The organism is Martelella mediterranea (assembly GCF_004342225.1).
GTDB classification, from domain to species: domain Bacteria; phylum Pseudomonadota; class Alphaproteobacteria; order Rhizobiales; family Rhizobiaceae; genus Martelella; species Martelella mediterranea_B.
The window spans coordinates 22,072-34,010 of record NZ_SMAR01000038.1 but is presented as its reverse complement, the minus strand read 5'-3'; the positions used below and the strand labels follow the sequence as shown (position 1 = coordinate 34,010).

Below are 11,939 nucleotides of genomic sequence, written 5' to 3'. Positions count from 1 at the left end.
CATCACGCAAACGCCGCTTAAATCAACAAATCAGACGAGCCAGACCCTCCTGATAGCCAGAACCCATTCTGTCCATAATCATTCGACGACGGACACCTTCCTTGGAAGGGAACCATCTCAAATTCCTCGCGTCGACATGCATTTAGCTGGCGTTGCCCTGAGCCGGCAGGATCATAAGCTTGCCGTGCGCGTGTCCGGAGTGGCACAGTTCAAGTGCTTCACGCCATTGATCCAGGCCAAAGGTGCGCGCGACGGGAATAACGAAGCGCCCCTCCGCAGCAAGCTGCGCATAGGAACTCAGGGCGTCGTAGCGAGGGACCAGATCCTCCTCGCGACCCGTGGTCTTGATCCCGAGACCTTCGTCGTCGAAGTCGGTGATGCTCATGACATGTTTGGGCTCGCCATCGACGATCTTGATAAAGTCGTGGAGCTGGCCCGGGGCGAGGGCGGTTTGCAGCACCCGGTCCACCTTGCCGCCAGCTATTTCATGCACGCGCGAGACCAGGCCTTCGCCATAGGGCGTGACCTCGGCGCCGAACCCGCGCAGTTCCTTTTCGAAAGTCTTGCCAGCGGCCGCAATGACGCGCGCGCCGCGCGCGAGCGCGATCTGAACTGCCGCAAAGCCGACCATCGTTCCGCCACCGTTGACCAGCAACGTCTGGCCCGACGAGACGCCGAGGAGGTCGAGACTTCGCATGGCTGTTTCCACGGCCATCGGCAAGGTCGCCGCTGCGAGCATATCCAGACCCGCAGGAACGGGTTCCCACACCGACAGGACCGCGGATTCTGCCACGCCGGCGGTTGGAAAACCGAGATAGTCGGGAACGCCGAACACGTTGTCGCCGATCTTGACGTTGGTCACGCCTTCGCCGATGGCCTCCACCTCTCCGGATACGTCGAGCCCGATCCCGCCCGGCAGCGGACCCGGCATCAATCCGAGGCACAGCACCCAGTCCATCGGATTGAGGGCGCAGGCATGGACCTTGATACGGATCTGGTTCGCCCCCGGCGCCGGGACCGGCGCGTCGACAAGATGCAGCACCTCCGACCATTCGCCGTGACTGTCAAAGCGCAGCGCGCGCATATTCGTTTCTTGGGTATCTGGCATCGTCTTCTCCAGGTTGGCCGATCAAACGTGCGGCCGAAACGGGTTGTGCGGATCAGCCATAGTGGTATAGTCAGTCACTGACGATAATCGTATCGTCAGTGACTGACAAGAGGTGAAATGCCACGTGATCGCGAAAAGGTGCGCCGCCGGTTGCAAAAGGCAGCGTTGGAATTGTACGGACTGGTCGGTTATGAACAGGCGACCGCCGCCCAGATTGCTGAGCGGGCAGGCGTCACCGAACGCACGTTCTTCCGCCACTTTCCTGACAAGCGCGAAGTGCTGTTTGATGGTCAGGAGGAATTGAGCGCCGTTCTGATCAGGGCCGTAAAGGATAGTCCTGCGACGCTCGGAACATGGGCGACGCTTCGGCGAGCATTTGAGGCGACAGACAAGATCATGACCGCTAACGGTGATCTGGCAGAGGCGCGGCGAGCAGCGATCGCCGCCAGTCCAGCTTTGCGAGAGCGCGAACTCACGAAAGCCATGGCCTTAAGCCATGCCCTTGCCGGCGCCTTGAACGAACGGGGGCTTTCATACGCCTCGGCCCTTCTGGCAGCGCAGCTCGGCATGGCCGCGTTCGGCAAAGCCTTCGAGGCTTGGCTGGATGGCGGTGGTGACTTCCGACAACAGGTCCAGCTTGTCTTTGATGAGGTTCGCACGTTGACAGCGTAAAGCCGCAGTTCCGCCGGGGCGAGGAACTGCCTTTCGCCCAAACGGCCTGTCATTACCAAAGAATGCATAATTTGGCCTTCCACCAACCTGTCTGACACGCGACCACGACTCCCGTTGGGCACCGCGATGCGTGGTACAAAGCGCCAGCTCGAGGAAGAAGACGTGTCGTTGATCGCTGAGGCGATGCCTGTTGTTGCCCGCCGACCATGTGCAACGAAGTCCTAGGGGAAGAAGCGAGCAAAGCTGACTGATATGGTATTCGGTTACGATCATCCAATTAGATCTGCAGCTGCAAGTAAAGCCGAGCGCGAGGCAGACTTGGAATATAGCTATGTCTAGCCGTCCCCTTTCAGTCACTCTGGTGGGCAGTACGGCAACCCCGGAGGCTAGACGCTATGCAGCCCATGGGCCAGCAGATTGATGCTGGCCCGCGCGGTTTTTGCCGCCGCCTCAGGCGAGAGTCTCTTCTCTGAGCTGCATATCGAGCCTGTCGACGAAGTCTTCCATGCTGATTTCGCCGAGATCGACATTCTTGGCGCCGCCGCCGGCGACGACCGTGATGTCTTCGAACCCGAGCACATTCAGGATCATCCTGAGATATTGCGTGGCAATATCACGGTCCCTGATCGGCGAGTTCTCACCATATTCGCCGCCCGAGGCGATCAGCAGCGTGGCCTTTTTCCCGGTGACCAGGCCCGTGCCATCGAATCCGAGCGTCAAGCCCTTGCGCACGATATGGTCGACCCACGCCTTGAGCGCGGCCGGGATGTTGTAGTTATAGACCGGCGTGGCGATCACAAGCTCGTCGCAGCCCAGAAGTTCCTGAACAAGCGTATCGGAAAGCGCCAACTGTGCCTTCATCTCCGCCGTCTGTGCATCGGGCGGCGTGAAATAGGCCGCAAGCCAGGGCATCGTCACGTGTGGCAGGGGCTCTTTCGCGAGGTCACGCAGGACGACCTTGCCGTTCAGGTTCAGCGCCTGCCATTGCGCAAGGTAGCGGCGCGTCATGTTGCGCGAAACCGAGGCGCTGCCGCGCGGGCTGGTTTCAATAACGAGAAGTCTGGTCATGCTACATTCCTTTTGCTGTTGGAAGCATGACGACGAAGGTAAGGGTTCCGATCATCCTGCGGGAGTGATATAATTTAGATGGTTTCGATCACATCAGGTGATAGTTTTGATTTCTTCGCTGAGCCTTGATCAGCTGCGCGTGCTGGTCGCAATTGCCGATACCGGCAGTTTTTCCGCCGCCGGCCGCAAACTGGCACGGGTGCAATCCGCCATCAGCCAGACCGTCGCCACACTGGAGGCCACCCAGGGGGGTCGCGCTCTTCGATCGGAGCGGGCACCGCCCGCAGCTCACGGACACGGGCCGGATCCTGGTGCAGCAAGCACGTATGGTGCTGGCAAGCGCTGCCCGTTTCGAGGCCGTGGCCGCGGGATCACGTCAGGGGATGGAGGCGGAACTGGCGCTGGCCATCGATCCGCTGGTCCCCACCGCACCCCTGATCGACAGTCTTCGCGCGCTGCACGAGACCCATCCACAATTGCAGATCAGCTTCTCGACCGAGGGACTTGGAGGCGCGCTCCGTCGTTTGCGCGCAGGCGATGTGTCGCTTGCCCTTTGCCTGCTGTTGCCCGACGTGCCGGAGGATGTCGTGGCGGCGCCGCTCATCCGGATCAACCTTTTGCCCGTGGCCGCAGCGGACCACCCGCTGGCGACCCTTGGGCGTCCGGCATCCCGTGTCGATCTGGAGGCCCATATTCAGCTTGTTCTGTCCGACCCGGCGAACCGGGACGGGCCGAACTACGGCCTGACCGGCTCTGCTCCTTGGCGGTTCGTCGATCTCGGGCGGCGCATGGATTTCCTGCTCGCGGGCTTTGGATGGTGCCGGATGCCCGAGCATCTTGTGAAAGAGCACCTGGACACAGGCAGGCTGAGCCACGCGCCACCGCATCAGCCTCGTCGCCAATTCAGTCGTGCCGGTCGGCGGCGCAATCGTCCGCCCCGGAGATCGGCTTTTAAGCCTCTTTCTATTTGCTCTCGATCCGCGCCTCTGAACCGGTTTCAGTTTCGCTCGTGATCGTGCTCCAGGCCGTATCGTCCGGATAGCGCGCGCTTTTGAGATAGGCCCAGGTGATGCGCTGGATGACGGCGCCCGCCTGCTCCGCGCCCCCGGCGTAGGCTCTCCGGATCACGCAGATCGCCCCGCAGGACGTCGCAGCCGGCTTGCCGCAAGCCTATCCTCCCGAAGAAGCGCTCGAACGGTGGTTGCAGCGCTTTGTCGACTTCATCGTTGCCAAGCGCGGGCTCGCCGCCGCGCTTCATTCGGGCGACCCGGCGTTCGAGGCCTTGCCGGCCTATTTCGACAGCCGGTTCGAGCCTGCGCTGCAAAGATTGCTCGATGCTGCCGTCACCGCCGGTGAAATACGCCCCGACGCAAATCCCTATGATCTCCTGCGCGCGGTGGCGAGCCTGTGCATGCCGTCAAGCGACGGCAATCCAGCCGCCGTGCGCCGGCTGGTCGCGCTTCTGGTTGACGGGCTGCGTTATCGCGCGGCCGATCCGCAAGGCGCTGCGGGTCCCTCACATGAGCCCGACGAAAGCAATTACAGGTGAAGTGGACACCGGTTCACCGTCCGGAATTGCGTAAAAACAAAGAGATAGAGCCTTTTCTCGTTTCCGTGAAACGCGGAATGGCTCTAGTCGCCGGGCAAATCTTCTCAGGCAGCTTATACGCGCTGGTTTTCCGGGACCCCGCCGGGCCGCCTCAGGAGAATGGCGTCCGATATGATGTCGAACAGGTGATCGGCCCGCGGGACAAGCGGTGGCTGGTCGGCAAGCCAGGCCAGGGCGCTGATCAGCGCGAACAGATCATTGCCATCCATGTCCTGACGCGCCAGTTCCCTGGCCTGCGCCCGCTTGAGAAGCACCGCCCCCGCCTGGCGCAGATCGACGCATGAGGAATGCAGGGCGGAATTTTCGTCGGCGATCGCGGCCACCATCGGCGCGATGACGCCCTGGTAGCTGTGCGTCACCGCAATCGCCTCGCGCACCCATGTCAACAGCGCTTCGTCGGCCGCTTCGCACTGCGCCAGTTCGTCCGCCCGCGCGCTCAACGCGTCGAAGCTCGTGCGGAGCAAGGCCTCCAGCAGGGCTTCGCGCGTGGGAAAGTGGCGATGCAGCGTTCCATCGCCAACGCCGGCCTTGCGGGCAATGTCACGCAGCGACGCATCGGCGCCGTCCCCGGAAAGGAGGTCGCGGGCGACGGCGAGGATGTGGTCGTAATTCTTTCGGGCGTCTGATCTCATGATATCACTTGACAAATGGAGTGGTGCGCCGTTTAAACGGTGCCGCGCTCCACATAATGCGGGGCAGTACTCCAGCTATAGCACGCCTGCCTTCGAAGGACAAAGCCATGCCGAATGAAACAATGAAAGCCGTCCGGATCCACGCCTTCGGCGGCCCGGATGTTCTGCGATACGAAGATGCGCCGAAACCCGTGCTTCAGCCGGGCGAGGTCCTGGTGCGCGTCCATGCCATCGGGATCAACCCGCCCGATTGGTATCTGCGCGACGGCTACAAGGCCCTGCCGCCGGAATGGCGGCCGCAGGTAGATTTCCCCCTTATTCTGGGCACCGACATCTCAGGGGTAGTCGAGGCGGTCGCCGAGGACGTCGAGGGCTTTTCCGTCGGCGACGAAGTCTATTCCATGGTGCGGTTTTTCAGCGTCGGGGACAGCAAGGCCTATGCTGAGTTTGTCAGCGTGCCAGCGACGGAACTTGCAAGGAAACCCGCCGGCATCGACCACATCCATGCTGCCGCGGCCCCCATGTCGCTGCTGACCGCCTGGCAGTTCATGGTGGATGTCGGGCACAGTGAGCCAAACCCTCTGCAACCCGGCCCCCATCACCCTGTCCCGCTTGAGGGCAAGACTGTGCTGGTCAACGGGGCCGCGGGCGGTGTTGGCCATTTCGCGGTGCAGGTGGCGAAGCTGAATGGCGCGCGGGTCATCGCCGTTGCCTCAGGCAAGCATGAGGCCGTGTTGCGCGACCTCGGTGTCGACGAATTCATCGACTACACCCAAACTCCTCCCGAGGACGTGACCCATGACCTGGATCTCGTCATCGATGCGGTGGGTGGTGCGACAACGGGTCGTTTTCTGCCCAAGCTGAAGCGCGGCGGTGCCCTGTTCCCGATTTACCCGCTTGGCTTCTCGGACGCCGGTGAAGCCGAAAAGCGCGGCATCACAGTCTCCACAACTCAGGTGCGTTCCAGCGGCACTCAACTGACGGAACTGGCCCGTTATCTCGATGACGGTACGATCCGCGCCGTCATCGACAGCACTCATCCGCTCGCCGAGGCGCGCCAGGCCCATGAACGAGCGGCCAAAGGCCATATCCAGGGAAAGATCGTGCTGACGGTTGGTAAGTGAAGGGGAGGAGACCGGCATGCTCATTCTCATGGGGTAGATCCACACCGAACCGCAAGACGTCGACGCATTCATCCGCGCCATTCAGGCGATCAGCCTTAGCACGAAAGCCGAGGAGGGCTGTCTGTTCTACGGCATCACGCTGGACGACAGGCCAACTGGGCGGTTCCTGGTTGCTGAGCGCTGGCGTTCCTGTCAGACTGGGGTGAGCGGATGAAAGGCGATCTTCAAACCTACGAGGTGCCGGAGGAAAGGCGCAGCCATCGGCAATCCATCCTGAAACACTGCCAGCTTCCGATCCGATGTGCTCCTCACGGCCGTGCTCTAGGTACCGTTCTGCACGAGGAAACTCGCGGCATTGTTCTGTGCAAACAAACGCGCGTGATGGCGGGGCGTGTTGCCCGTCACGCGCTTGAAGGCGGTTCTGAACGCACTTTCCGATTCGTAGCCGAGGGCGTGGGCAATCGTGCTGATGGGTTCGCCGTGCTCCAGACTGCGTCCGGCGAGGAGCATTCGCCAGTGCGTCAGATACTCGATCGGGCTTTCGCCGACCAGTTGCCGAAACCGCGCCGCAAAACTTGCGCGCGACATGCCGACTTCGCTGGCGAGCGTTTCCACTGTCCAGCTGTGCGACGGCTCACGATGGATCGCCTTGATGGCCGCCCCCACCACGCGTTGGTCGGAGAGCGCAAACAGCCAGCCGGTGCCCTTGTTCTCATCGAGATAGAGCCGTAGCGCCTTGATGAAGATCATTGAGGCGAGCTGCTGCGCGATGAGGATGCTGCCCGGCTTGAGATCGGTCAGCTCCTTCCGCATCCGCTCGAAGGCCCAGCGCAACGTCTCGCGCTCCGCTTCTCCGCGCACGAGGACGATTGGCGGCAGCATGCCGAGCAGCATATCGGCGTGCGGCCCCGCGAGTGCAAAATGGCCGCCGAGCACCGTCACCCCTGAGTCTTTGTTGAGCTTCACCAACGCGCCTTCTTCGGTGCCGAGAAAGTGGCGCCGCCAATCGTCCGGCGGCAGGCTCAGGTCGCTGGCGACCCGGAACGGCCTGCCGCGCGGCAGCATGAAGCAATCGCCCTCACGCAGAAACACAGGCTCACCCGCACCTTCGACCGCAATCCAGCACGCGCCTTCTGTTACGGCGTAGCACTTGATGGCTTCATAGGCATCAAAGCCGATGGACCAGTTCCCGCCCGCTTCGAAGCCGCCCACGAGATAACTGCGCAGTCTGAGGAACGAGACGATATCGGATAATGGGTCCATTTTGGATGATCTCCAATAAAAATAGGATTCTGAAGCATAGATCGTCTGATATGCCCTGCCTATAACCCGATGCTTCCGCTGTCCAGCAACCATTCGATCGGGGAGATTGGCTTTGACCTTCGAGATACTGGCACTCGTCATGACGGCCGCGTGTATCGTTCTCGGCGCCCGTTTCATCGTCTTCGGCGGCAGCGTGCTCAAGGAGTGGGGGCTCGAGCAATCCATTGGCGCGCTCATCCTGTTTCGCCGGATGGGCCTGATGTATCTCGGCCTCGCTCTGATGTTTTTCCTCGGGCGAACAGCCGGTTCCTCGGACATCCGGTCGGCTGTGTGCCTGGTCATGGGCGGAACAGCCATGCTTTTGGCAGGTCTTGGTCTTTACGAGTTCCTGGCGCGGCGTGTCAGTGCGGGCATCTTTCGTTCGGCTGTCGCAGAGGCGGTGCTTGGGGCCGCCTTCATCTGGGTCTGGTGGGCCGGATGATGAACCCCGTCGATTGTCCACTCCCCGCTCATCTCCACGCCGAACAGTTTGAGAAGCACCGACCATGAAGCGCATCCAGTATCTCAAATATGGTGGCCCGGAAGAGCTGCGGATTGCCGAGGTGAACTTGCCCGAACCGGTACGGGAGCAGATTCGCGTTCAGGTCAGGGCCGCAGCGGTCAATCCGATGGATTGGAAGATCCGACGTGGCGAAATGAAGATGATGACGGGTTCGCACTTTCCGCGTGGCCTGGGCCATGACTTTTCCGGTGTGATCGATGCCGTTGGCTCGGAAGTAGAGCGGTTTAAGGTGGGCGATGAGGTCTTCGGCGCTACCGAGATCCGGCAAGCGGGAGCTTTTGCGGAATATGTCGTGGCGGACACGAAAACAGTTGCACTGAAGCCGTCCAATGTCACTTTCGAGCAGGCGGCGGCCATGACGGTTGTCGGTTCGGCGGCCTGGATCGCACTCATGGAAAAGGCGAAGCTGAGAGCTGGTCAGTCCGTCCTGATAACCGGATGCTTGGGAAGCGTGGGGCGTTTGGCGGTGCAGATCGCACGCATGCAAGGCGCAACCGTTACCGGCAGTTGCAGCGCATTCGGACGCGAGGAAGCGCTGGCACAGGGCGTGAGCGAGGTTATCGACTACCGCGCGTTCGACATTGGGTCCTATCGAGGCCGGTTCGCCATGATTGACGACGGGCTGGGCTTCCAGCTCGTGCCGTGGTCGCAGGGACTGGTGGAGAAGCTCGGCCAGCACGTTTCGGGCGCTGCCGTGCGTACAGCCCTGCCGTTATGTCGTACGCAGCGCTACGCCGCTGATCGAATTAGCAGTTGAAGATCTGCGCATTCCTGCGCAACCATCTTTACTTGCTCGGGGCGCAAGTTGTGATCATATCCAGCCTCCGCAATCAAATTTCAAAAATACAGAACACGAAAACAACGAAGCAGATCCAGCGATTCAAACCATCAATAAGACGAAAATAGCTACGACAGGAATCGCGTGTTCCGGGCCGGTGCAGTGTCTGACGAGGACAATTTGCGGGGGACGGGCCACGCATATTTTCACTCGGAGGATGCAAGACTGGAACGCGCTGCGGGGAAAGATGCCGGTGTTTGGGTCGGAAATGTGCTCAATTATCGGCACGGCGGCCTGTCACCGTTTGCGACGGCGAATATGGTCCGGACAGGGCCTGAAAAAACGATGGTAATCGTTAAAGGCGCGCTGACAATTACCGAGAGTGGAGATGCGGACAAGGTTGATCCGGTGAGATCGTCGCTATGCAGATGATTGCCATATCACGGTCCGTGCCCACAAAAAGGGCGCTTCACCGCCTATGTGACATTCCCGCATTGTCGGGAGCCGGAATGCGTGGCGAAGTTTTGAAACGTGTACTTTCGCCGCAGCTTGCTGTGTCAGGGAGGCCCGCCCGTCTCACATATTGCGGGCACCGGGCTGTGGTGGTGCCGCCAGAGGTTCTATCCGGACAACCGATACGCTCGCGAGCAGGATCAATCAGATCGTATGGTGTGAAGGACGTCTCAGGATATCCGGTCATTGCTGAACAAACAGTACTGGATCGGTGGGCTGGATTGAGTTGCGTCCTGAAAAGACGTTCCTGCGCGGCAGAAGTTCAGCTGGTAATTTGTGAGGGAGCCGGAGCGGACATGGAAAAGGGCATCCGCTCCGGCCAGACGTCTGGTTATGGCTGTTTGCCGATATAGGCGAGGATGCCGCCGTCGACATAAAGCACGTGACCGTTGACGAAATCCGAGGCTGCCGAGGCGAGGAACACGGCCGGGCCCTTGAGGTCCTGGGTCGTGCCCCAGCGGTTGGCTGGCGTCTTTGCCAGGATGAAGGAGTTGAACGGATGACCGGGTTCGCGCAGCGGCGCGGTCTGGGGCGTTTCGATATAGCCCGGGCCGATGCCGTTGCACTGGATGTTGTAGGCGCCATATTCAGAGGCGATGTTGCGCGTCAGCATTTTCAGGCCGCCCTTGGCCGCGGCATAGGCCGAAACCGTTTCGCGGCCGAGTTCGCTCATCATCGAGCAGATGTTGATGATCTTGCCGGAATTGCGCTCCATCATCGATGGCAGCACGGCCTTGGCCATGATGAAGGGTGCCGTCAGATCGATATCGATGACCTTGCGGAAGTCCTTGGCTTCCATCTCGTGCATCGGCGTGCGGGCGATGATGCCGGCATTGTTGACGAGAATGTCGACCGGACCGACATCTTCGCCAATCTGGGCGACCATCTTCTGAACGGCAGGCTCGTCGGTCACGTCGCAGATATAGCCCTTGGCGTCGATACCCGCATCCTTGTAGGCGGCGACCCCCTTGGCCAGGAAGTCTTCGTTAATGTCGTTGAAGACGATGGTTGCACCGGCTTCGGCCAGCGCCGAGGCGATGGAAAAGCCGATACCGTAGGAAGCGCCGGTCACCAGCGCGATCTTGCCTTCAAGGGAAAAAATGTCTGCAAAATTCATGGGTCTAAGATCTTTCTGTTAGAGGTGAAATAGTCCATTCAAACGCGGCCGCATCGCTATGCGGCGATCAGCGCAACTCGTTGATCGGGATCACGTCCATGTCGTTGAAGGTCTGGTTTTCGCCACCCATCGCCCAGATAAAGGTGTAGTTGGTCGTGCCGCAGCCGGAATGGATGCTCCAGGACGGGCTAATGACAGCCTGTTCGTTCTGCACGAGAATATGGCGCGTCTGCTTGCCTTCACCCATCATGTGGAAGACGGACTGATCCTCCGGCAGGTTGAAATAGGTGTAGATTTCCATGCGGCGCTCATGTGTGTGGGCTGGCATGGTGTTCCAGACACTGCCGGGTTCCAGCTGGGTAAGTCCCATGGAAAGCTGGCAGGTTTCCAGAACGTCGGGATGAATGAACTGGTTGATCACGCGCTTGTTCGCTGTGGCGGTATCGCCAAGCGGTACTTTCTTGGCATCTTGCATTTTCAGGAAAGTCGTCTTGCAGGCTTTGTGCGCCGGGGCGGAAACCATGTAGAACTTGGCAGGCTTCGCGGCATCATCGCTTTTAAAGACCACCGATTTGGTGCCGCGGGTGATGTAGAGGCAATCCTGAAAATCGAGGTTGAAGGTCTCGCCGTCAGCTTCGATCGAACCGGCCCCGCCCAGATTAAAGATGCCGATTTCGCGGCGTTCCAGAACAAAATTCGTGCCGAAAGTGCCCATGCAATCGATGCCCTTGTCGAGCGGCACGGCTTCAGAAACCGGCATGCAGCCGAGCGTGACCATTCTGTCGATGTGCGTGTAAACGGCAACAACCGTATCGGCGACATAGAGATTTTCGATCAGAAACTCATCGCGCACTTCTTCGGTCGTGTAACGTTTGAAGTCACGTTGGTTGACGGAATAGCGAATTTCCATGGTTCTTTCTCCTTCTGGTCAGCGAAACAGCAACGGGCATCCGTTAGCGTTTTCGTCTGTGTCTGATTGAATGTGATAAAAAGATCAGTTTGTTATTGTGATTGAAGAGGATCTAAAGGCGGATTTTAACGACGACCTTACGCACGCTTTCGCTCTGATCGTTCAACCGGCAAGCGGGCCGGTGAACGTCCCAGGGATAAAAAACGGCATAGCTGCCTGCATTCATGGTCAGCGGCATTTCACCGGAAACATCGTCGTAAAACAGGAGATCGCGTTCTTCACGAAGATCGGTGACGGGCGCCCCCGCTCCATCCAGCGGAGCAAGGCCAATCACTTCGCGGCCCGAAACGACATACTGAATATCGAGATAGCGAATATGCGATTCTGGCCGGTTCTCGGAAAGGGGTTTCGTCTCGTAGTCCTGAACCATCGCAAAAATGCGATCTCCGTCGATATCAACACGGCCAACAGGCGCATTCGCCAGGTCTGTGTCGTTGATAAAACGCAGCCCCTCACGAACCGCTTCCGGCAGGATTTCCTGTTCGGCTTTGAGGTTATCAAGACGCCCGAAAATCATTGCTGT

At 59.9% G+C, this 11,939-nt stretch carries 13 protein-coding genes and 2 pseudogenes; 8 read left to right on the top strand and 7 right to left on the bottom strand.

Translation table 11 applies throughout. From position 1 onward, the window contains the following. Positions 1–142 precede the first annotated feature (142 nt). Positions 143–1,108, bottom strand: a complete 966-nt coding sequence (locus tag EDC90_RS17615) for an NADP-dependent oxidoreductase (RefSeq protein ID WP_207903949.1) — start codon at positions 1,106–1,108, stop codon at positions 143–145. A 117-nt stretch (positions 1,109–1,225) separates the two neighbouring features. Here EDC90_RS17615 and EDC90_RS17610 point away from each other — a divergent pair, with 117 nt between their 5' ends. After that, a complete protein-coding gene (locus EDC90_RS17610; RefSeq protein ID WP_132313861.1) occupies positions 1,226–1,780 on the top strand; it encodes a TetR/AcrR family transcriptional regulator in 555 nt (184 codons plus the stop codon). Between the two features lie 450 nt (positions 1,781–2,230). On the opposite strand, the gene EDC90_RS17605 is transcribed toward EDC90_RS17610, so the two are convergent. After that, positions 2,231–2,848: an FMN-dependent NADH-azoreductase gene (locus tag EDC90_RS17605; RefSeq protein WP_132313860.1), complete on the bottom strand. Its 618-nt coding sequence runs from the start codon at positions 2,846–2,848 to the stop codon at positions 2,231–2,233. A 97-nt stretch (positions 2,849–2,945) separates the two neighbouring features. Between EDC90_RS17605 and EDC90_RS21505 the strand changes: the two are divergent. From EDC90_RS21505 to EDC90_RS17590, 3 genes and pseudogenes are all read left to right on the top strand, one after another. After that, positions 2,946–3,086, top strand: a pseudogene (locus EDC90_RS21505) (helix-turn-helix domain-containing protein); the annotation flags it as partial. 88 nt (positions 3,087–3,174) lie between these two features. Continuing rightward, entirely contained in the window at positions 3,175–3,861 is a 687-nt protein-coding gene (locus EDC90_RS17600; RefSeq protein ID WP_207903950.1) for a substrate-binding domain-containing protein, read from the top strand. Positions 3,862–3,992: 131 nt separating this feature from the next. Then, positions 3,993–4,397 (top strand): annotated as a pseudogene (locus EDC90_RS17590) (TetR family transcriptional regulator); the annotation flags it as partial. A 113-nt stretch (positions 4,398–4,510) separates the two neighbouring features. On the opposite strand, the gene EDC90_RS17585 reads toward EDC90_RS17590, so the two are convergent. Beyond that, positions 4,511–5,089, bottom strand: a complete 579-nt coding sequence (locus EDC90_RS17585; protein ID WP_132313859.1) for a TetR/AcrR family transcriptional regulator — start codon at positions 5,087–5,089, stop codon at positions 4,511–4,513. A 107-nt stretch (positions 5,090–5,196) separates the two neighbouring features. On the opposite strand from EDC90_RS17585, the gene EDC90_RS17580 reads away from it, so the two are divergent. Both EDC90_RS17580 and EDC90_RS21280 read left to right on the top strand, forming a co-directional pair. After that, positions 5,197–6,213: an NADP-dependent oxidoreductase gene (locus EDC90_RS17580; protein ID WP_132313858.1), complete on the top strand. Its 1,017-nt coding sequence runs from the start codon at positions 5,197–5,199 to the stop codon at positions 6,211–6,213. A gap of 37 nt (positions 6,214–6,250) precedes the next feature. Continuing rightward, positions 6,251–6,427, top strand: a complete 177-nt coding sequence (locus EDC90_RS21280) for a putative quinol monooxygenase (protein WP_348633716.1) — start codon at positions 6,251–6,253, stop codon at positions 6,425–6,427. A gap of 107 nt (positions 6,428–6,534) precedes the next feature. Here the strand turns inward: EDC90_RS21280 and EDC90_RS17570 are convergent, their stop codons facing one another. Beyond that, positions 6,535–7,476 carry an AraC family transcriptional regulator gene (locus EDC90_RS17570; RefSeq protein ID WP_132313857.1) on the bottom strand — a complete coding sequence of 314 codons (942 nt, stop codon included), beginning with the start codon at positions 7,474–7,476 and terminating at the stop codon, positions 6,535–6,537. Positions 7,477–7,588: 112 nt separating this feature from the next. Here EDC90_RS17570 and EDC90_RS17565 point away from each other — a divergent pair, with 112 nt between their 5' ends. Continuing rightward, positions 7,589–7,957: a hypothetical protein gene (locus EDC90_RS17565; RefSeq protein WP_132313856.1), complete on the top strand. Its 369-nt coding sequence runs from the start codon at positions 7,589–7,591 to the stop codon at positions 7,955–7,957. A 64-nt stretch (positions 7,958–8,021) separates the two neighbouring features. Next, positions 8,022–8,795 carry an NADP-dependent oxidoreductase gene (locus tag EDC90_RS17560; protein ID WP_132313855.1) on the top strand — a complete coding sequence of 258 codons (774 nt, stop codon included), beginning with the start codon at positions 8,022–8,024 and terminating at the stop codon, positions 8,793–8,795. An 865-nt stretch (positions 8,796–9,660) separates the two neighbouring features. On the opposite strand, the gene EDC90_RS17555 is transcribed toward EDC90_RS17560, so the two are convergent. The 3 genes from EDC90_RS17555 to EDC90_RS17545 form a co-directional block, all read right to left on the bottom strand. Continuing rightward, positions 9,661–10,446, bottom strand: coding sequence for a gluconate 5-dehydrogenase (locus tag EDC90_RS17555; protein ID WP_132313854.1), 786 nt, complete (start codon positions 10,444–10,446; stop codon positions 9,661–9,663). 67 nt (positions 10,447–10,513) lie between these two features. Next, positions 10,514–11,356 (bottom strand): 5-dehydro-4-deoxy-D-glucuronate isomerase, encoded by an 843-nt coding sequence (gene kduI, locus EDC90_RS17550; RefSeq protein ID WP_132313853.1) that lies wholly within the window; start codon positions 11,354–11,356, stop codon positions 10,514–10,516. Positions 11,357–11,468: 112 nt separating this feature from the next. Then, a complete protein-coding gene (locus tag EDC90_RS17545) occupies positions 11,469–11,933 on the bottom strand; it encodes a YhcH/YjgK/YiaL family protein (protein WP_132313852.1) in 465 nt (154 codons plus the stop codon). Between the last annotated feature and the right edge of the window lie 6 nt (positions 11,934–11,939).

What these genes read in the sequence shown, in the direction of transcription:
- EDC90_RS17615 (WP_207903949.1), bottom strand. Translation starts at nt 1,108, where the DNA reads ATGCCAGATACCCAAGAAACGAATATGCGCGCGCTGCGCTTTGACAGT.
- EDC90_RS17610 (WP_132313861.1), top strand. Translation starts at nt 1,226, where the DNA reads ATGCCACGTGATCGCGAAAAGGTGCGCCGCCGGTTGCAAAAGGCAGCG.
- EDC90_RS17605 (WP_132313860.1), bottom strand. Translation starts at nt 2,848, where the DNA reads ATGACCAGACTTCTCGTTATTGAAACCAGCCCGCGCGGCAGCGCCTCG.
- EDC90_RS17600 (WP_207903950.1), top strand. Translation starts at nt 3,175, where the DNA reads ATGGTGCTGGCAAGCGCTGCCCGTTTCGAGGCCGTGGCCGCGGGATCA.
- EDC90_RS17585 (WP_132313859.1), bottom strand. Translation starts at nt 5,089, where the DNA reads ATGAGATCAGACGCCCGAAAGAATTACGACCACATCCTCGCCGTCGCC.
- EDC90_RS17580 (WP_132313858.1), top strand. Translation starts at nt 5,197, where the DNA reads ATGCCGAATGAAACAATGAAAGCCGTCCGGATCCACGCCTTCGGCGGC.
- EDC90_RS17570 (WP_132313857.1), bottom strand. Translation starts at nt 7,476, where the DNA reads ATGGACCCATTATCCGATATCGTCTCGTTCCTCAGACTGCGCAGTTAT.
- EDC90_RS17560 (WP_132313855.1), top strand. Translation starts at nt 8,022, where the DNA reads ATGAAGCGCATCCAGTATCTCAAATATGGTGGCCCGGAAGAGCTGCGG.
- EDC90_RS17555 (WP_132313854.1), bottom strand. Translation starts at nt 10,446, where the DNA reads ATGAATTTTGCAGACATTTTTTCCCTTGAAGGCAAGATCGCGCTGGTG.
- kduI (WP_132313853.1), bottom strand. Translation starts at nt 11,356, where the DNA reads ATGGAAATTCGCTATTCCGTCAACCAACGTGACTTCAAACGTTACACG.
- EDC90_RS17545 (WP_132313852.1), bottom strand. Translation starts at nt 11,933, where the DNA reads ATGATTTTCGGGCGTCTTGATAACCTCAAAGCCGAACAGGAAATCCTG.